This is a genomic window from Mycobacterium sp., assembly GCF_035570115.1.
Lineage (GTDB): Bacteria > Actinomycetota > Actinomycetes > Mycobacteriales > Mycobacteriaceae > Mycobacterium.
The window spans coordinates 1-17,817 of the sequence record NZ_DATMLH010000018.1; the positions used below are offsets into that span (position 1 = coordinate 1).

Below are 17,817 nucleotides of genomic sequence, written 5' to 3' on the forward strand. Positions count from 1 at the left end.
TACTGCCGCCGAACGGATCTCGTAGCCGTCGATGCGTGGCCCCGAGTTGCCGTAGGGGGTGTTGATCACCATGTCGACCTCACCGGCGCGGATGGCGTCCACGGCAGACGCCGCAGGCCGGCCCGGCTGCGCCGGCTCGAAATGCTTGCGAACCTCATCGCACGGAATCCCGTTGCGGCGCAACATTTCCGCAGTTCCCTCGGTCGCGAGCACCCGGAAGCCCAGGTCGGCCAACCGCTTGACGGGGAACACCAGTGACCGCTTGTCCCGGTTGGCCACCGACACGAAAATGGTTCCCTCGGCCGGTAACGATCCGTACGCGGCGGTCTGGCTTTTGGCGAACGCACTGCCGAAGTCGCGGTCGATCCCCATCACTTCGCCGGTCGATTTCATCTCCGGGCCCAGCAGCGAGTCGATACTTGAGCCGTCGGCGCGGCGGAACCGGTGGAACGGCAGCACGGCCTCCTTGACGGCGATCGGGGCATTCGGCGCCACACTGCCACCGTCACCGGAGGACGCCAGCATCCCTTCGTCACGCAGTTGAGAAATCTTGGCGCCCAACATAATGCGAGCACAGGCCTTGGCCAGAGGTATCGCGGTGGCCTTCGAGACGAACGGCACCGTGCGGCTGGCACGCGGATTGGCTTCCAGCACGTAGAGCACGTCGTCCTTCAAGGCGTACTGGACGTTGAGCAGGCCCACCACCCCGATGCCGTGCGCGATCGCCTCGGTTGCGCGACGTACCTTCTCGATGTCGCTGCGGCCCAAGGTCACCGGGGGCAGCGCACACGCCGAGTCGCCGGAATGGATACCGGCCTCTTCGATGTGCTCCATAATCCCGCCGATGTACACCTCGTCGCCGTCGCAGAGCGCGTCGACGTCGATCTCGATCGCATCCTCCAGAAAGCGGTCGACCAGCACCGGGTGTTCCGGTGAGAGCTCGGTGGCGCGAGCGATATAGCCCTCCAGTGTCTCGTCGTCGTAGACGATTTCCATGCCCCGACCGCCCAACACGTACGACGGCCGCACCAGCACCGGATAGCCGATCTCGGCGGCGATCCGGCGGGCCTGCGCAAACGTCGTCGCCATCCCGTATCGCGGGGCCGGCAGCCCAGCGGCCGACAGCAGATCACCGAACGCGCCGCGGTCCTCCGCCAGATCGATAGCCTCCGGCGGAGTCCCGACGATCGGGACTCCCGCATCGGCGAGCCGCTGCGCCAGCCCGAGCGGCGTCTGGCCACCGAGTTGCACGATCACGCCTGCCACCCCGGGCCCAGCCCCGTTTTCGCCTTTGGCGGACAGCTCTTCGGCGTAGAACACCTCCAAGACGTCCTCGAAGGTCAACGGCTCGAAATACAGCCGGTCGGCGGTGTCGTAGTCGGTGGACACCGTCTCCGGGTTGCAGTTGATCATCACCGTCTCAAAACCGGCCTGCGACAACGTTGTTGCGGCATGCACGCAGCTGTAGTCGAATTCGATGCCCTGGCCGATCCGGTTCGGACCCGAGCCGAGGATCAGCACCTTCGGCCGCTCGGTCTGCGGCGCCACCTCGGTCTCGGCAGACGGGTCGAGCTCGTAGCTGCTGTAGTGATACGGCGTCTTCGCCTCGAACTCCGCGGCGCAGGTGTCCACGGTCTTATACACCGGGTGGATGCCGAGCCGTGCCCGCAACGACCGCACACCATCCTCGCCGGCCAGTTCCGGACGCAGCGCGGCGATCTGGCGGTCCGACAAGCCGTTGTGCTTACTCCGCCGGAGCAGCTCCGCGTCGAGCACCGCGGCGTCAGTCACCTCGCGGCTTAACTCCACGAGTTCGGCGATCTGCGCGACGAACCACGGGTCCACCGCAGAGGCCTCGGCAACCTGCTCCACCGACGCGCCCAGCCGCAACGCCAGTTCGATGTCGTAGAGCCGCCCCTCGGTGGGCGTGCGCAGTCGCTCCAGCACCTCGCCGACGTCACCGTCGGGATCCGGCTTAGTCCAGAACCCGGCCCGGCTGGTCTCCAGCGACCTCATCACCTTGCCGAGCGCCTCGACGAAGTTGCGGCCCAACGACATTGCCTCGCCGACCGATTTCATTGTGGTGGTCAGCGTCGGGTCGGCGCCGGGGAATTTCTCGAACGCGAATCGCGGTGCCTTGACCACCACATAGTCCAGCGTGGGCTCGAAGCAGGCCGGAGTTTCCTTGGTGATGTCGTTGAGGATCTCGTCGAGGGTGTAGCCGACGGCCAGCTTGGCGGCGATCTTGGCGATCGGGAAGCCGGTCGCCTTGGACGCCAGCGCGCTCGACCGCGACACCCGCGGGTTCATCTCGATGACGATCAGCCGACCATCACTCGGGTCGACCGCGAACTGGATGTTGCAGCCACCGGTGTCGACGCCGACCTCACGCAGGATCGCGATGCCCAAATCCCGCATCCGCTGGTATTCCCGGTCGGTCAGCGTCATCGCCGGCGCCACGGTCACCGAATCGCCGGTGTGCACGCCCATCGGGTCGACATTCTCGATCGAGCACACCACGACCACGTTGTCCTTGCCGTCGCGCATCAGCTCGAGCTCGAATTCCTTCCAGCCGTAGATCGATTCCTCGATCAGCACATTGGCGCTCGGCGAGGCGGCCAGGCCCGCGCCGGCCATCCGGTCGACTTCCTCGGCGCTGTGCGCCAACCCCGAGCCCAGGCCACCCATGGTGAACGACGGCCGAACCACGACCGGAAGGCCGAGCTCAGCAACGGTCTCGCGAACCTCGTCCATGGTGAAACACACACGGCTGCGGGCCGATTCGCCGCCGACCTTGGCGACGATGTCCTTGAACCGCTGCCGGTCCTCCCCGCGCTGGATGGCGTCGAAGTCGGCACCGATCAGCTCGACACCGTAACGCTCCAGCACCCCGCTCTCGTACAGCGCAACCGCGGTGTTGAGTGCCGTCTGCCCGCCCAGGGTGGCCAGCAGCGCATCGATCTTGTCGCCCCGCTCGGCCTGCTGGGCGATGACCCGTTCGACGAAGCCGGGGGTGATCGGTTCGACGTAGGTGTGATCGGCGTATTCGGGATCGGTCATGATGGTGGCCGGATTCGAGTTGACCAGGCTGACCTGTAGTCCTTCGGCACGCAGCACCCGGCACGCCTGAGTGCCCGAGTAGTCGAATTCGCAGGCCTGCCCGATAACGATCGGCCCGGAGCCGATCACCAGGACATGGCGCAAGTCGGTGCGACGCGGCACTAGCGGCCCTCCCCTGCCATCAGGTCGACGAACTGGTCGAACAGGTATTCCGCGTCGTGCGGCCCCGCCGCGGCCTCCGGGTGGTACTGCACCGAAAATGCTTTCCCTTCAGCAAGCTTGACCCCTTCGACGACGCCGTCGTTGGCGCAGGTGTGACTGACCACCGCTGGGCCGAACGGCGTGTCGAAGCGCTGGCCTGCCTCCCCCTCCAGCGCGAAGCCGTGATTCTGCGCGGTCACCGCGACCCGACCGGTGGCGTGATCCATCACCGGAATGTTGATACCGCGGTGCCCGAACACCATCTTGTAGGTGGACAGGCCCAACGCGCGGCCCAGGATCTGGTTGCCGAAACAGATTCCGAATAACGGGATTCCGGCGCCCAGCACCTCACGAGTCACGTCGACGATGTGGTCGGCGGTGGCCGGATCACCTGGGCCGTTGGACAAGAACACGCCGTCCGGTTTGAGCTCGGCGATCTGCTCGAATGTCACCGACGACGGCAGCACGATGCTGCGGACTCCGCGTCGGGCGAAGTTGCGCGGGGTATTGGTCTTGATCCCGAGATCGATTGCGGCCACGCTGAACCGGTGCGGCCCTTCGGGTGCGACGATATATTCGCCCGCGGTGCTGACCTGGCCGGCCAGATCGGCGCCGAGCATCGGCTGTTGGTCGCGCACCCGCGCCACCAGCTCTGGCGCGTCGGCCAGCGCGGCGCCGGAGAACACGCCCGCTTTCATCGAGCCGCGGCTGCGCAGGTGGCGCACCACCGCGCGGGTGTCGATGCCGGCGATTCCGACGATGCGCTGACGGACCAATTCGTCCTCCAGCGTTCCGGTCGCCCGCCAGTTCGAGGCTCGTGGCGAGGGATCGCGCACCGCGTACCCGGCGACCCAGATCTTGTCGCCGCGGCTTTCGGCGTCCTCGCCGTTCCAGCCGGTATTGCCGATCTGCGGGGCGGTGGCCACCACGATCTGGCGGTGATAGCTGGGATCGGTCAAGGTCTCCTGATAGCCGGACATCCCGGTGGAAAACACCGCTTCGCCAAGCGTCTCGCCGACCGCGCCGAACGCGGTTCCGGTGTACGTCCGGCCGTCTTCGAGGACCAACACCGCTTTGCGGTCGTTGGCGCGGCTCATCGGGTGTTCTCCGGCAGCCAGCGGGCGTAGTCGCTGCGGTCGTTACCGCGAAACCCGAGATCGATCTCGGTGCCCGACGGCAGCCGCCAACGGATTGCCAGGATCCCCTCGGCCGCGGTCGCTTGCCCGTCGCGGTCCCGCGCCGCCCGACGCGAATTCAAACCGGGCGGAACCACCTTGCCGACGATGCCGCGCTCGGTACGGATCGCCGTGATCGACTCCTGCGGAATCCAGATCGGGCCGGCCCCACTGCGCTCCACCATGATTCCCTCGGGGTAGCGGGTCAGCACGGCCTTGCTCCGGTAGCCCAGATCACCGACCGCGACCCGGTCGTGCCAGTCGGGCGCAAGCGTGCAGCCCACGTACACGCCGCGAGTAGGCGCGACGATCGGCGACCCGAACGTTTCCGGCACCGGCGGCAGCGTGCCGATCATCTCGGCCTGCCGCCGGGCCCGCGCGCGCCAGCCGCGCATCATCAGCTGGATGACGAACGCGATCACCACCGCCAGCAACGCGGCGATGATCAGCGATACGACCAGTGTTCCGGAATTCATGCGGGACTCTTCCCGTCGCGGGCGGTGATCTTGCCGCGCAGCAGCGTTGTGGTCACGCTCGCGGGCAACGTCATCGCTTCATACGGGGTGTTGGCCGAACGGCTGGCCAGTTCCGGACCGGCGACCGTCCAGGTGGCATCGGGGTCCACCACTGTCAGGTTGGCCGGTTCGCCGATCTCCAGGGGCCGACCGTGGTCGGGCAGTCCGGCGATACGAGCCGGGTTCTCGCTCATCACGCGTGCCACATCACGCCAGGTCAGCAGACCGGGCACGACCATGGCCTGCACCACCGCCGACAGCGCGGTCTGTAGTCCCAGCATCCCGGGCAGCGCCGCCGCGAACTCGACGCATTTCTCGTGCTCGGCATGCGGGGCGTGATCAGTGGCCACACAGTCGATTACCCCGTCGGCCAACGCTTGACGCAGGGCCACCGCGTCAGCGGCTTCCCGCAGTGGTGGGTTGACCCGGTTGACGCCGTCGTAGCTGGCCAGTCGGCTGTCGTCGAGCAGAAGATGATGCGGCGTGACCTCGGCGGTGATCGAAATACCTTGACCCTTAGCCCATTTCAGGATCTCCACGGTGCCCGCGGTGGACGCGTGGCAGATGTGCACCCGGGCGCCGGCGTCACGGGCCAGCAGGGCATCGCGGGCGACGATGGATTCTTCGGCGGCCCTCGGCCAGCCCGACAGTCCCAATCTGGCGGCGTTGGGCCCCTCGTGCGCGACCGCGCCGACCGTGAGCCTGGGCTCTTCGGCATGCTGGGCGATCAGGACACCCAAGCCGGTGGCGTATTCCAGCGCGCGTCGCATCACCAACGGGTCGTAGACGCACTTGCCGTCGTCGGAGAACATCCGCACCCGCGCGGCACCGGTGGCCATCATGCCCATTTCAGTGAGTTGGGTTCCGGCCAGCCCGACGGTGACCGCGCCGACCGGGTGCACGTCGACGAGGCCGACCTGCTGGCCGCGGTGCCAGACATGGTCGGTGACCACCGGGCTGTCGGCGACCGGGTTGGTGTTGGCCATCGCGAACACCGCGGTAAATCCGCCGAGAGCCGCTGCGGCCGAACCGGTTTCGATGTCCTCGGCGTATTCGCGGCCGGGCTCACGCAGATGGGTGTGCAGATCGACAAAACCGGGTAGCAGGATCTGCCCGGTGGCGTCGATGACATCTGCATCGTCCGGAATCGGAAGCTCTGTACCGATCGCGGCGATCTGACCGTCGTCGACCAACACGTCGACCCGGTCGCCTTCACCGTACGGGCGCACCCCGCGGAGCAGCACGCTCATGCCAGGACCTCTTTTTCGGCGAGCCCTTTGTCGGTTGGCTCTGTCCCTACCAACAGATGGAACAGCACCGCCATCCGCACGTGAACTCCATTGGAAACCTGTTGCAGCACAGCAGATTGTGTGGAGTCGGCCACCGAAGAGGAAATCTCCATGCCGCGCAGCATCGGGCCCGGATGCAGGACCACCGCGTGGCCGGGAAGCATGGCCTGCCGCCGTTCGGACAGCCCGTAGCGCACCGAGTACTCACGCGCAGACGGGAAGAAGCCGCCGTTCATCCGTTCGGCCTGCACGCGCAACATCAGCATCGCGTCGGCGGCGGGAAGCTCGGCGTCGAGATCGTAGGAGACGGTGACGGGCCAGTCGGAAACCCCTACCGGCAGCAGCGTCGGCGGCGCCACCAGCACCACTTCGGCACCCAGGGTGGCCAGCAGCATGACATTGGAGCGCGCGACCCGGCTGTGCAGGATGTCGCCGACGATGACGACGCGCCGGCCGTCGATGTCGCCAAGCCGCTGCCGGATGGTCAGCGCGTCCAGCAACGCCTGGGTCGGGTGCTCGTGGGTGCCGTCGCCGGCATTGATCACCGACGGGCCAGCATCTCCGGCGCTGGCGGTCCAGTCGGCGAGCCGCTGCGCCGCACCCGAGGCTGGGTGCCGGATGATCAGCGCGTCGGCGCCGGCCGCCCGCAGTGTCAGCGCGGTGTCGCGCAGCGATTCGCCCTTGCCCACCGAGGATCCGGCCGCGCTGACGTTGATCACGTCGGCGCTCATCCACTTGCCTGCCACCTCGAACGACACCCGGGTACGGGTGGAGTTCTCGTAGAACATCGTGATGACGGTGCGGCCCCGCAGCGTCGGCAGCTTTCTGACCTCCCGGCCCATCAGGGCCTGCGCGAACCGGTCGGCGTCATCAAGGATGGCGGTGGCCTCGGCGCGGCTGAGGTCTCCGGCGGCCAGCAGGTGCCTGCTCATGAGGCATCCCCCCGGGAGATGACGACGCCGTCACGGCCGTCTTGCTCGGCCAGCTGCACGTGCACGCTTTCGGTGCGTGAGGTGGGCACATTCTTGCCGACATAGTCGGCGCGCAACGGCAGCTCGCGGTGGCCGCGGTCGACCAGCACGGCCAACTGCACGACTCGCGGCCGGCCCTGGTCACGCAGCGCGTCCAGCGCCGACCGCACCGAGCGTCCGGAGTAGAGCACGTCGTCGACGAGGATCACTAGGGCGTCGTCGATGCCACCGGCCGGAATCGAGGTGGCCTCCAATGGCCGGGGTGGCTTTTGCATCAGGTCATCGCGATACAGGGTGATGTCCAGCGCGCCGTGGGCGACCTCAACACCGCTGTATTCGCCGATGTTGGTGGCCAGGCGCTTGGCCAGGTTCACACCGCGGGTCGGGATGCCCAGCAGCACGACGCGTGGAGCATCGGCACCGTCCAGCGCGGTCTTTTCGATGATCTGATGTGCAATGCGGGAAATGGTGCGGCCGACGTCGGCCGCCGACATCAGTTCCCTAGGTTCGCTGCCTAAAGCGGCGTCACCCGCGGCACTCATGCGAGATCTTGACCTCCTTCTCCGCCTCTCTGGACGGATCGTTAAAGGATGTCGACTGCCGGGCAGCCTAGCATTCCGCGCTATCCTCGCGAAAATGACAGGCTCAAGTTCCGCCGCCCAATCTTCCGGCGGTGTCCCGTTTGATTTCGACGCCCTTTACCGCGGCGAAACCCCGGCCGAAGGCTTTCCCGCCGTGGCCACACCACCGTGGGATACCAAGGCGCCCAAAGAGAACGTCATCGCGTGGCAGGAGGGCGGCTGGGTGCACGGTGACGTCCTAGACATTGGCTGCGGGCTCGGCGACAACGCCATCTACCTGGCCCAGCAGGGCTTCAACGTCACCGGGCTCGACATCTCGCCGACCGCGCTGATCACCGCTGAGCGGCGGGCCAAGGACGCCGGGGTCAACGTCAAGTTCGCGGTGACCGACTCCACCAAGCTCGAGGGCTACACCGACGCGTTCGACACCGTCGTCGACAGTGGGATGTTCCACTGCCTGGACGACGACGCCAAACGCAGCTACGCGGCCGCGGCCCACCGCGCGACCAGGCCGGGCGCGACGCTGCTACTCAGCTGTTTCTCCGACGCCAACCCGTCGGACGAGGAATGGCCCCGGCCCGCGGTGTCCGAGCAGACCCTGCGCGACGTCCTCGGCGGCGCGGGCTGGGATATCGAGTCACTGGAGCCGGCGACCTGGCGCCGCGAGATCGACGGCAACCAGGTCGAGATGGCGTTCTGGTACGTCAGGGCGCTACGGCGTTAGCGTTCTCGCCGGCTAGTCGTCATCGCGGAGCTGGCCAGAACGCGGTGATCATCCTCTCGCTGTGCCGAGGTGACGTCGCAACGGCGCGCAAAGTCGGTTACCAGCACTTCCTCGACGGGCTGTCAGTATGCTGTGCGTTCAATTGTTAATGGGCCGCTGCCGCCGAAGCCTGGCGTGCCCCATTCCGCAGCTAATCGAGGATCGGATGAGCGACATGTCCAACAATCCGGTCCGTCCACTGATTGGGTTCACCACCCGCGATAACGCGCCGCAGATTACCCCGGCACCGGTTAGCCGGGCGTGGATGTCAGAGATGTCAGCGACGCGCAACGGTTGGCCTAATCGGTGTTTGCCGATGCTCATCGCTAACCAAAGCGGCTGGGTGCTGCGCAATCGGTGCGCGTTCACCGCTACGTGGGTCGGTCAGGAAGACGACGTGGACGTGAGGATCGTGCCCGATCAGCGCGACACCGGTCAGTTCCTGCCCCTCAGCCATTTCGATAACGGCATCTTGACTTGGCATCTGCCGCTCCTGTTTCGCACTCCGGCGGGCTATAACCTGTTGGTCCGCGGACCGGCAAACCATCCGAAGGACGCCGTGTCTCCATTAGAGGGGATAGTCGAAACCGACTGGGCAAGCTCGAGTTTCAGCATGAGCTGGAAACTGACCCGCAAACTGATGCCGGTACGATTCGAGGTCGACGAGCCGATCTGCATGATCGTCCCGCAGCGCCGAGCGGAGCTTGAAGAGTTCGCCCCCGAACTCAGGCGCATCGAGTCTGACGAAGATCTGCAGTGCAAGCACGAGTTCTTTCTTCGCTCACGTGACGCGGCGAAGCAAATCGAGCAGATAGCGAGGGTCGCCAGGGGAGAGGAAGTGCAGTGGCAAGGCGACTACACCCGGGGCAGACACGCCGACGGCGAGGCCGGGACACTGGATCACCAGACTCGCCGTCATCTTCGTTCATTTGTTCAGCCACAAGATGAGAACCGGCAAGGGTTGGACGTGGCGGGGCTCGAATAGCCGCAGCCATATGTCGTCCCAGCTGTCGGCCCCAGGATTCCCAGGCCGGGCTTTTGACCAATGCAACCGGGTCCGCAACGGCGCCCGCTAACCTGGTCCGGGTGAATCTCGAGGGCAATCAGGCCTCCGTTCGCGACGCCTGCGACGCCGGTCTGCTCGCCGGTGCGGTGACGGTGGTGTGGCAGCACGGACACGTGTTGCAGGTCAACGAGATCGGCTACCGCGATATCGACGCCAAGCTGCCGATGCAGCGCGACACGCTGTTTCGCATCGCGTCGATGACCAAACCGGTCACCGTCGCCGCGGCCATGAGCCTGGTCGACGAGGGCAAGCTGGCGTTGCGTGACCCGATCGTGCGTTGGTTGCCGGAGTTCGCCGACCTGCGGGTGCTGGATGAACCCACCGGCCCGCTGGATCGAACACATCGGGTGCAGCGAGCGATTTTGGTCGAGGATCTGCTCACCCATACCAGCGGCCTCGCATACGGGTTCTCGGTGGGCGGACCGATATCCCGGGCCTACCTTCGGCTGCCGTTCGGCCGCGGACCCGACTCCTGGCTCGCCGCGCTGGCCGAGCTGCCGCTGGTGCATCAGCCGGGTGAACGGCTGACCTACAGCCACGCCATCGATGTGATCGGCGTGCTGGTATCACGGATCGAGGGCAAACCGTTCCACCAGGTACTCGACGAGCGAATCCTGCAGCCGCTGGGCATGACTGACACGGGGTTCTTTGTGTCGGTGGAAGGTCGCCGCCGTGCTGCGACCATGTACCGGCTCGACGAGAATGACCGGCTGCGACACGACGTGATGGGGCAACCGCATATCTCACCGCCGGCCTTCTGCAACGCTGGCGGCGGGTTGTGGTCGACCGCCGACGACTACCTGCGGTTTGTCGAGATGCTTATGGGTGAAGGAACATTGGATGGTGTGCGGGTGCTGTCACCGGAGTCGGCGCGGTTGATGCGCACCGATCGGCTCACCGATGAGCACAAGCAGCACTCCTTTCTCGGTGCGCCGTTCTGGATCGGCCGCGGGTTCGGGCTGAACCTGTCGGTGGTGACCGATCCGGCGAAGTCGGCGCCGTTGTTCGGGCCGGGTGGCGTCGGGACCTTCGGCTGGCCCGGTGCATACGGGACGTGGTGGCAGGCCGATCCGGCCGCGGACCTGATCCTGCTGTACCTGATTCAGAACATGCCCGCGTTGTCGGGCGATGCCGCCGCCGCGGTCGCCGGGAACACGTCGCGCGCGAAGCTGCAAGCGGTGCAACCGAAATTCGTGCAGCGGACCTACCGGGCACTAGGCGTCTAGTTGGCCGATTACCTACCTCACCGCATCGCGGGGCCGCGGCTGCTGCTGCGCCCGCCGGTACTCGACGACGCCGGCTCGGTGTTCCAACGGGTTGCCGGCGATCCCCAGGTCACCAGGTATCTGATGTGGACGCCCCACCCCAACGTGGCGGCGACGCGGCAAGTGATCACCCAGAGACTGCGTACCGGCGAGGACGAGCGAACCTGGGTGATCGTGCTCCAGCACAGCGGCGACGTCATCGGGATGATCAGTTGCGTGCGCCGCGTGCGTCACTCCGTCGAAATTGGTTACTGCATGGGTCGGCGGTGGTGGGGCAAGGGTTTGATGTCCGAAGCGGTCGAGATGATGGTGGACACGCTGAACGCCGATCGTGACGTGTACCGGATTTGGGCTACCTGCCATGTCGACAATGAGCGGTCAGCGCGACTGCTGCTGCGGGCCGGGTTCCTGCTGGAAGGTCGGCTGGCCCGACACGCGGTCTACCCCAACCTCGGGCCCGAACCACGCGACAGCCTGCTCTACGGCAAGGCAATGCGCTGATTTTAAGCCGAGATCGAGGTGGTCGCGCCGAGATCGACGCCGGTGCAGGAAAACGCGAAGAAAACGACGCTAGCGTCGATCTCGGCGCGGACAAACTCAGATCATCGCGAACGGCGAAACTTTCGCGCCGATCTCCAGCGCACCGGCGAGCTCACGGCTCACGTCGTAGTCGAACACCACATGCCCGGAGATGACGTCGACGTCCCGCTTGGCACGCTGCAACGGGTTGTCCAGGAATTGCGCGCTGGCGCCGGCTACTTCCAGGAGATCGGCGATCACAGCGCGGGATTCGTGCACGACATGCGCCGCGGCGGCCCGGATGCCGGCGCGCACCGTACGGCCGACACGCTGCCCGTTGCTCACCCTGGCCTGAATGTCCGCAGCGGCGGCGTCGACCAACTCGCGTAATGCGCGCAACCGCACCCGCGCACCGCCGAGGCGCACCTGTGCGGTGGGCTGATCCTTTTGCGCCACACCCGAATACGCGAGCACCCTTTCGCTGAGCCGCTCGGCAAAGAGATCGGCGACCAATTCGGCGGAACCCAGCGCGGGCATCGCGGCGGTCAGCGCCAGCGCCGGCACCATCGGCCACCGGTACACCGCGTCGCCGTGCAACGCCGCGCCCGGTGTTGTCCCACCGTAGATGTCGGCTACCGCGACCAGTCGATGCCCGGGTACCCAGACGTCGTCGACGACGACGTCGTTGGAGCCGGTGGCGCACATGCCGGCCGCGTGCCACACATCCTCGACGCGAATGTCGGCCGCCGGCAACAACACCAGCGCCGGATACGGCGCGTCGTCAGTCCCGCAAATGGCGCCCACGAGCACCCAGTCGGCGTCCATGACTCCGGTCGCCCACGACCATCGCCCCGTCAATCGGATGCCGGCGTCGACCGGTGTGCCTCGCCCGGTTGGCGCGAGCGGCGCGGGGCACAGCACCGGCCCGTCGACGAACACCTCGTCTTGGGCCTGCTCACCGAAGAGCGCGAGCATCCAGTTGTGCAGGGTGTAAAACCCCAGCGTCCAGGCGCTCGAGGCGCAGCCGTGCGCCATCCGGCGCACCACATCGAGGCTCTCCGGGAACTCGGCCTGCCGGCCGCCGTACCGCGCCGGCAGCAGCAGCCGTGCCAGCCCGGATTGCCGAAAGTCGTCGATGGTGGCCGTCGGCAGCCGGCGCAGCCTCTCCGCTTCGCCGGCCCGATCGGCCAGGCGAGCGACGAACTCGGCGCTGACCGCCGGGCTTGACGTCGGCGATATCGTCATGCCGAGGAAGCTACCATACCTTTTGGTATGGTAGCTTCCTACTTTCAGTGCCGAAGCATCACCTCGAGGAATTCCTCGCGGCGTCCGGCGGCCTGTGGATTGGGCCGCGAACCCGACAGGTGCAAGAAGCCGATGCCGGCGGCAAATGTGGCGTTGGCGCGCATCTCCGCCTGATCGGGGTCGAAGCCGTCGTCGAGGAAGGCTTTCCGAACCGCCGCGACCACCCTGCGGTCGGATGCCCGCACCGCGGCGGCGACCTCGGATTCCGATCGCGCCCATTCCCGCATCGCACGCTCGAGCATCCAGTGCCGAGGTCCGACCAGTGCGGTCATCATGCGCGACAACCGCTGCCGGGGAGGCTCGGCTGCCAGGTCGTCGAAATAGCCCCGGTCCTCGTCGCGGACGGCAGCCCAGGTGCCGATCAGCGCCTCGCGGTAGGCCTTCATGTCCGTGAAGTGCCAGTAGAAGCTGCCCTTGGTCACGCCGAGGCGACCGCACAGCCGTCCGAGCGTCAGGGCCTTCACACCGTCCTCGGCGAGGACCCGAAAACCTTCCTGTACCCAGTCATCCACGGAGAGCCGGGAATTGGGCCCGCTGCCCGAAGTCGCCATGGGCGGTAAGCCTAGCGAGCCGGGCAGACCCAGGTCCCATAATCGAACGCAGATGCCACCCGGTGAGGCGATAACGCCAGGCAACCGCCCGTCACTTGCCGTCGGCCAGGTGACTATCCACGACCACTGCCACCTTCCCCCGCACGCCGCGGCCCGCCTTCAGCGACTGCAGTCCGCCATTGATGGCCGCTACGGTGCTATCGACGGTCTGGCTGATGTGCGGGACCACGAGTCCCTGCCCCGCCCACTGCATCGCCAGAGTCATCCCCCGCTGGAGAAGACCACGCGCGTCGCTGTCGAGCGTGGCGGGTTCAGAGAAGTAACGCAGCAGATTGACGTTGACGTACCTGGCATCACGCTCGGCCAGGATGGCATCCACCGGGCTCTGCGTTTCGACCAACCGTGTCGTCTTGCCGGGGCCGACGCCGAGCACGATCCAGCTGCCGCCCCGCCGAACGGCCTTCGCAGTCTCGACAAAGCCGTGCTCGCTGTAGGTGGCATCGAAGACGAGGTCAACGCCCCGGCCACCGGTCAACTTCGCGATTTCGGCGGCGATGTCGTCGCGCTTGTAGTCGAAAACGTGATGAGCGCCGGAGTTTCGCGCCAGCGCGATCGACTGTGGCGTGCTGCCGCTGCTGATGACCAGTCCGGCCCCCAGGGCACGCACCGCCATCTGCACAGCGAGATGCCCGACGCCTCCCCCACCTCCCGGGATATACACGGTGTCGCCCGTCTGGACGGCCCGGTAAAGACCCGCAAAAGCGGACAAGAAGGCCATCGGAAGCGCCGCCGCATCGCGGAAGCTCACGGATGGCGGCTTGGCGACAGTGAGGAATTCGCGTGCGACGGCATAGCCGCCTTCGCCTGCGCTCCCGCCCGTTGCGACCCAGCCGCCATCACTATTCAAATCCGCCATGGCGGCTACCGCGTCGCCGACCGCGACGCCATTCACGCCATCGCCCACGGCGACCACCACCCCGGCGAGGTCAAGACCGAGAGCGACGGGGGGTGTCCGTCCCATGAAATTGAGGTCGGCCAGCTTGTACTCGAGCGGGTTGAGCGACGAGGCGGCCACGCGGATCAGCACCTGGTCGACCGCCGGCTGCGGAACGGGAACACGCACCGCTTCAAGCGGCAGCCCAGCTCTGTCCCTTGTGTAGCCGACGCCGAGAAACGTCTCCGGAATCGTCTGAGTCTGCTTCATGACGCTGCCGCTTGCCACCGGCTGTCGTGAGCGTGTCACACTGCCCTGCTTCTTGATTCGACCAGCCGGGCGCGGTTTTCCTCAAACCATTCGTGTTCGTGGCCGGGCGCGGGAATCAACGACCCGGCCTCCATGACATTTGTGTGATCGGTTTCGGTTATCGAGATCCACACGTCGGCTTCGGACTGGCCCGTGATGCGAGTCCACATCTCCGAGAGCTGCCGCAACATTGCCCGTCGTGTTTCGAGGTCACGCCCATGGCGGTTGAGGGCGAGAATCAAAGATTGCGTTGCGGGTTTGCCGCCCGCGAAGCACTCGCCGTCGGGAATTTCCTCGAACAGAACTTTGACCCATGATTCCGGTGCCCCGGTGATGTTGCAGTACATGCTGGTCATCTCTTCGGCGAGCTTGGCCTTCGCAGATGTGCTCAGGAGTCCTTTTGGGCTGTAGCACTGGTAGACGGGCATGATGTTTTCCTTTCAATATTTTTTCGTTGGTTTGGTGTCACTGGGTGAGCGCGGCCGGCACGGGAGCCTCGAGGTGCTCCAGCAAGGCAGCAAGCTTGTGATCCAACTCGATTCCCACCTGAGTGATTTGGGGTGTGTTGAAGCTGCTGAACCGGGTGCTGGGTCGGTCCACGGTGAACCAGGTGGCGCCGTCGGCGTCTTCCACAATCGCGGTGCGTAAGGGTGCGTAGAGCAGAATGGCTGGGTTGTAGCGGTACATCCTTTCCGCGATGGTGTGGTTGCCCATCAGGTATTCGACACACCGGCCGCGGTCTCCGGCCAGACTCATCAGCGACGTGAAGTCGTGGGACCAGTAGAGAATAAAGTCGTGTGGCGCGTTGTCCGCCGTGACTTCCAGAATGGTCTGCCAGTCGACGCCACGCCCGACGAGGGAGTCGAACCGCTCGCGATCGAAGACGGGTACCGCTCGCTCATAGCGCTTCCTGAACCCATGGAACGAGTCGTCGATCCGGATCGTCAACCGGTCGACCTGATGCGAGACCGTTTCGATCGGCCCCGCCAATGACTGCGTCATGATATCTCTTTGATCCTTCCTCTCAATTGCTTTGCGCCACATTGATTTATGACGCTTTAGAGTCCCACACCGCTGCTGTGTGACGCCCGGGCCCGTAAATGAGGGCCAGTGCCTCATTGGCCTTTTCCGGGCTGTCGGCACGCAGGAGTGCACGAAAGCCCTCCCAGTCGGGAACGCGGCCGTCCTGCGCCCACTGGTCGTGCGGGATGGTGTAGACGTGCACCCACGGCCCGTGCGCCGGTAGTGGACCAGGGCCGAAAACCGATCGCACGGCTTCGGCGGCCTTGCTCAGCATGGCGCGAGTGTCTTCGGGCGTGCTGAGTAATTTTTCGGGGGCGATGACGTCGAGCTGGACGCGGGAGTTGGCGTCGGCACCGGCGACATTGGCCGGGGCATACCAGTTCTCGGGGTCGAACTCATAGAACTGCACCCAGGAGGTTTCCTTATGGGTGTGGTTATTCACCAGGTTCTCGACTTCGGACACGGCCTGAACGAGTTTCGCGCCGAGCTCCTCTTTCTGCGCGGCATTCAGGCGGTCCTTCATGAGGTGCACACGAACGAAAACCATCTTCTCTTCCTTTCCAATTTGTTGCAGGTGTGCTCACGAGCCCGTTGCTGGCGAGCTCGATGCCGCGGCGGGCGGATAGCTGAGCTCGCCGCCGCCGAACGACCAGTTCTCTTGGGCCATTTCGACGAGGTTGATGAGAATGTCGTCGCCACGCACCCCGGCCGCGGCCAGATTCTCGGTGATTCGCGCGTACAGTCGCCGCTTGACGTCCACGGATCGGCCGGCATTGAAGAAGATCTGAATGAACACGACCGACGGACTACGGTCGAATCCCCTGTAGTCCGGGCTGTAGATCAGGTTGGCGGGGGGAACCTCGTTGATGACCTGGAATCGGTCGTCTACCGGCACATCGGCGACATCGATTAGGGCGCGGTAGATTCCGTCCCCAATCTGCGTGCGTCGATCCTGGGTGGTGGTCCCCTCGGCGAGAGTCACATAAACGAGCGGCACGATGATTTCCTTTCGAAGGACGGCGGGCGGCGTAGCCGGCTACGGCTAAATGCGTTGTGCGCCTGCGGCGCGCAGGTCTGCGATGGTGGGGAAGCCGTCGATGGCCATCAGCAGGTCTCCCTTCCTCAACTTGCGGCTCTCCAGCAGCGGCGGGCACGCCCGTCAATATTATGTCGGTCGTCATACTTACTACTTGAAGCGATGCTACAAAGCAACCCATGCTCTGTCAACAACTATGTATGATGGGCGACATGCCAAAGAAGACCGATAGCAAGGAACGCATGGTCACCGCGGCGCGACGGCTGTTCCGCGAACACGGCTATCTGGGCACCGCTTTGTCGGACGTCATCACCGAGAGCGCCGCCCCGCGCGGGTCGATCTACTTTCATTTCCCGGGTGGCAAGGAGGAGCTCGCCAGCGAGGTCACCCTCCTACACGCCTCCGTCCGCATCGCAGACATCAACCGCGCGGCCGCCACCACGACCACCGCGGCGCAGCTGATCGAGGTCTTCATGGGCCGAGAACGCGACGACCTGGTCGCCAGCAACTACCGCGAGGGGTGCGCGGTGGCTCCCATCGTCATCGAGACGACGCCCGCTTCCGATGTGCTGAGCGACGTGGCCCGGCGGTCCTTCCAGGATCTGATCACTACCCTGGCCGCGCGCTTCACGGAAAAGGGCCTCCCCAACGAGAGGGCCGTGCAGCTGGCCACCAATGTGTGGACCAGCGTTGAAGGAGCACTGATCCTCAGCCGCGTGCTACGCACCCCAGAGCCGTTCGACCTGGCCATCGCTCAACTGACCGCAGCCGCCGACGCTGAGGCCACCGCCTAGGGAGAGTTCATGCCCACGTACATGTGTTATGCCCACGAAGGTCAAATTACGGCTGAGCAGAAGTCGCATATCGCGGCGGGAATCGCGCGGATCCACAGCCGAATCACTGGCGCTCCAGTTGCGTTCTCCCAATGCATTTTTCGAAATCTCGGGTCCGACGAGCATTTCATAGGTTTGCAGCCCGCACCCCATAACGGCGTGTTCGTCTACGGCCACATTCGCGCCGAGCGGACCAGCGCCGCCAAGAACGAGATCTTGATCGGCATTCGAGATCTGCTCGTGCGGGTGCTGAACGTTCCCGAGTCGGTGGTGTGGGTGTATCTGAACGACCTCGCTCATACCGACATGGTCGAGTTCGGTCATGTCCTGCCCGAACCGCTGGGCGAACAGGCCTGGCTCGATGACCTCCCGGCAGACCTGCGGGATGAGTTGGCCACGCGTGGAGGGCAGTGAGCCTGCC

Annotated in this window: 19 protein-coding genes; 6 read left to right on the forward strand and 13 right to left on the reverse strand. The window is 65.6% G+C overall.

Features of this window, described 5'->3' with window-relative positions; genetic code table 11:
- The 6 genes from carB to pyrR all read right to left on the reverse strand — a co-directional run.
- Positions 1 to 3,222: carbamoyl-phosphate synthase large subunit (gene carB / locus VNW74_RS01050; RefSeq protein WP_325674752.1), on the reverse strand; the 3,222-nt coding region annotated here is incomplete at its 3' end.
- The gene (gene carA / locus VNW74_RS01055; protein ID WP_325674753.1) at positions 3,222 to 4,358 is read right to left on the reverse strand and encodes a glutamine-hydrolyzing carbamoyl-phosphate synthase small subunit; all 1,137 of its coding nucleotides are present in this window, start codon (positions 4,356 to 4,358) and stop codon (positions 3,222 to 3,224) included. The genes carB and carA, both read right to left, overlap by 1 nt.
- The gene (locus VNW74_RS01060; RefSeq protein ID WP_325674754.1) at positions 4,355 to 4,912 is read right to left on the reverse strand and encodes a transporter; all 558 of its coding nucleotides are present in this window, start codon (positions 4,910 to 4,912) and stop codon (positions 4,355 to 4,357) included. The genes carA and VNW74_RS01060 overlap by 4 nt, the downstream gene beginning before the upstream one ends.
- The gene (locus tag VNW74_RS01065; RefSeq protein WP_325674755.1) at positions 4,909 to 6,201 is read right to left on the reverse strand and encodes a dihydroorotase; all 1,293 of its coding nucleotides are present in this window, start codon (positions 6,199 to 6,201) and stop codon (positions 4,909 to 4,911) included. Before VNW74_RS01065 ends, VNW74_RS01060 begins: the two co-directional genes overlap by 4 nt.
- Positions 6,198 to 7,172: an aspartate carbamoyltransferase catalytic subunit gene (locus tag VNW74_RS01070; RefSeq protein ID WP_325674756.1), complete on the reverse strand. Its 975-nt coding sequence runs from the start codon at positions 7,170 to 7,172 to the stop codon at positions 6,198 to 6,200. Before VNW74_RS01070 ends, VNW74_RS01065 begins: the two co-directional genes overlap by 4 nt.
- A complete protein-coding gene (gene pyrR / locus VNW74_RS01075; protein ID WP_325674757.1) occupies positions 7,169 to 7,753 on the reverse strand; it encodes a bifunctional pyr operon transcriptional regulator/uracil phosphoribosyltransferase PyrR in 585 nt (194 codons plus the stop codon). The genes VNW74_RS01070 and pyrR overlap by 4 nt, the downstream gene beginning before the upstream one ends.
- 94 nt (positions 7,754 to 7,847) lie before the next feature.
- Here pyrR and VNW74_RS01080 point away from each other — a divergent pair, with 94 nt between their 5' ends.
- From VNW74_RS01080 to VNW74_RS01095, 4 genes are all read left to right on the forward strand, one after another.
- Complete coding sequence (locus VNW74_RS01080) at positions 7,848 to 8,516, forward strand: class I SAM-dependent methyltransferase (RefSeq protein WP_325674758.1); 669 nt, start codon at positions 7,848 to 7,850, stop codon at positions 8,514 to 8,516.
- A 205-nt stretch (positions 8,517 to 8,721) separates the two neighbouring features.
- Complete coding sequence (locus VNW74_RS01085) at positions 8,722 to 9,540, forward strand: DUF6065 family protein (protein WP_325674759.1); 819 nt, start codon at positions 8,722 to 8,724, stop codon at positions 9,538 to 9,540.
- 101 nt (positions 9,541 to 9,641) lie between these two features.
- Positions 9,642 to 10,847: a serine hydrolase domain-containing protein gene (locus tag VNW74_RS01090; RefSeq protein WP_325674760.1), complete on the forward strand. Its 1,206-nt coding sequence runs from the start codon at positions 9,642 to 9,644 to the stop codon at positions 10,845 to 10,847.
- On the forward strand, positions 10,848 to 11,387 hold the full coding sequence (locus VNW74_RS01095) for a GNAT family N-acetyltransferase (protein ID WP_325674761.1): 540 nt from the start codon (positions 10,848 to 10,850) through the stop codon (positions 11,385 to 11,387).
- A 96-nt stretch (positions 11,388 to 11,483) separates the two neighbouring features.
- Here VNW74_RS01095 and VNW74_RS01100 read toward each other — a convergent pair whose 3' ends face one another.
- The 7 genes from VNW74_RS01100 to VNW74_RS01130 all read right to left on the reverse strand — a co-directional run bounded on the left by VNW74_RS01100 (position 11,484) and on the right by VNW74_RS01130 (position 16,524).
- Positions 11,484 to 12,650: an acyl-CoA dehydrogenase family protein gene (locus VNW74_RS01100; protein ID WP_325674762.1), complete on the reverse strand. Its 1,167-nt coding sequence runs from the start codon at positions 12,648 to 12,650 to the stop codon at positions 11,484 to 11,486.
- A gap of 44 nt (positions 12,651 to 12,694) precedes the next feature.
- On the reverse strand, positions 12,695 to 13,261 hold the full coding sequence (locus VNW74_RS01105) for a TetR/AcrR family transcriptional regulator (protein ID WP_325674763.1): 567 nt from the start codon (positions 13,259 to 13,261) through the stop codon (positions 12,695 to 12,697).
- A gap of 91 nt (positions 13,262 to 13,352) precedes the next feature.
- A complete protein-coding gene (locus tag VNW74_RS01110) occupies positions 13,353 to 14,504 on the reverse strand; it encodes a zinc-binding alcohol dehydrogenase family protein (protein ID WP_325674764.1) in 1,152 nt (383 codons plus the stop codon).
- Positions 14,501 to 14,932, reverse strand: coding sequence for a tautomerase family protein (locus VNW74_RS01115; RefSeq protein WP_325674765.1), 432 nt, complete (start codon positions 14,930 to 14,932; stop codon positions 14,501 to 14,503). Before VNW74_RS01115 ends, VNW74_RS01110 begins: the two co-directional genes overlap by 4 nt.
- 37 nt (positions 14,933 to 14,969) lie before the next feature.
- The gene (locus VNW74_RS01120; RefSeq protein WP_325674766.1) at positions 14,970 to 15,506 is read right to left on the reverse strand and encodes a DUF302 domain-containing protein; all 537 of its coding nucleotides are present in this window, start codon (positions 15,504 to 15,506) and stop codon (positions 14,970 to 14,972) included.
- Between the two features lie 46 nt (positions 15,507 to 15,552).
- Complete coding sequence (locus VNW74_RS01125) at positions 15,553 to 16,074, reverse strand: hypothetical protein (RefSeq protein WP_325674767.1); 522 nt, start codon at positions 16,072 to 16,074, stop codon at positions 15,553 to 15,555.
- 33 nt (positions 16,075 to 16,107) lie between these two features.
- Entirely contained in the window at positions 16,108 to 16,524 is a 417-nt protein-coding gene (locus tag VNW74_RS01130; protein WP_325674768.1) for a tautomerase family protein, read from the reverse strand.
- A 251-nt stretch (positions 16,525 to 16,775) separates the two neighbouring features.
- Between VNW74_RS01130 and VNW74_RS01135 the strand changes: the two genes are divergently transcribed.
- Positions 16,776 to 17,357: a TetR/AcrR family transcriptional regulator gene (locus VNW74_RS01135; protein ID WP_325674769.1), complete on the forward strand. Its 582-nt coding sequence runs from the start codon at positions 16,776 to 16,778 to the stop codon at positions 17,355 to 17,357.
- A 9-nt stretch (positions 17,358 to 17,366) separates the two neighbouring features.
- Positions 17,367 to 17,810 carry a tautomerase family protein gene (locus tag VNW74_RS01140; RefSeq protein ID WP_325674770.1) on the forward strand — a complete coding sequence of 148 codons (444 nt, stop codon included), beginning with the start codon at positions 17,367 to 17,369 and terminating at the stop codon, positions 17,808 to 17,810.
- Positions 17,811 to 17,817 lie beyond the last annotated feature (7 nt).

Bases quoted from the DNA above. Each gene is read 5' to 3' on its own strand.
- VNW74_RS01105 (WP_325674763.1), bottom strand. From the start codon at position 13,261: ATGGCGACTTCGGGCAGCGGGCCCAATTCCCGGCTCTCCGTGGATGAC.
- VNW74_RS01140 (WP_325674770.1), top strand. From the start codon at position 17,367: ATGCCCACGTACATGTGTTATGCCCACGAAGGTCAAATTACGGCTGAG.
- carA (WP_325674753.1), bottom strand. From the start codon at position 4,358: ATGAGCCGCGCCAACGACCGCAAAGCGGTGTTGGTCCTCGAAGACGGC.
- VNW74_RS01060 (WP_325674754.1), bottom strand. From the start codon at position 4,912: ATGAATTCCGGAACACTGGTCGTATCGCTGATCATCGCCGCGTTGCTG.
- pyrR (WP_325674757.1), bottom strand. From the start codon at position 7,753: ATGAGTGCCGCGGGTGACGCCGCTTTAGGCAGCGAACCTAGGGAACTG.
- VNW74_RS01100 (WP_325674762.1), bottom strand. From the start codon at position 12,650: ATGACGATATCGCCGACGTCAAGCCCGGCGGTCAGCGCCGAGTTCGTC.
- VNW74_RS01125 (WP_325674767.1), bottom strand. From the start codon at position 16,074: ATGGTTTTCGTTCGTGTGCACCTCATGAAGGACCGCCTGAATGCCGCG.
- VNW74_RS01115 (WP_325674765.1), bottom strand. From the start codon at position 14,932: ATGCCCGTCTACCAGTGCTACAGCCCAAAAGGACTCCTGAGCACATCT.
- VNW74_RS01080 (WP_325674758.1), top strand. From the start codon at position 7,848: ATGACAGGCTCAAGTTCCGCCGCCCAATCTTCCGGCGGTGTCCCGTTT.
- VNW74_RS01085 (WP_325674759.1), top strand. From the start codon at position 8,722: ATGAGCGACATGTCCAACAATCCGGTCCGTCCACTGATTGGGTTCACC.
- VNW74_RS01135 (WP_325674769.1), top strand. From the start codon at position 16,776: ATGCCAAAGAAGACCGATAGCAAGGAACGCATGGTCACCGCGGCGCGA.
- VNW74_RS01065 (WP_325674755.1), bottom strand. From the start codon at position 6,201: ATGAGCGTGCTGCTCCGCGGGGTGCGCCCGTACGGTGAAGGCGACCGG.
- VNW74_RS01120 (WP_325674766.1), bottom strand. From the start codon at position 15,506: ATGACGCAGTCATTGGCGGGGCCGATCGAAACGGTCTCGCATCAGGTC.
- VNW74_RS01070 (WP_325674756.1), bottom strand. From the start codon at position 7,172: ATGAGCAGGCACCTGCTGGCCGCCGGAGACCTCAGCCGCGCCGAGGCC.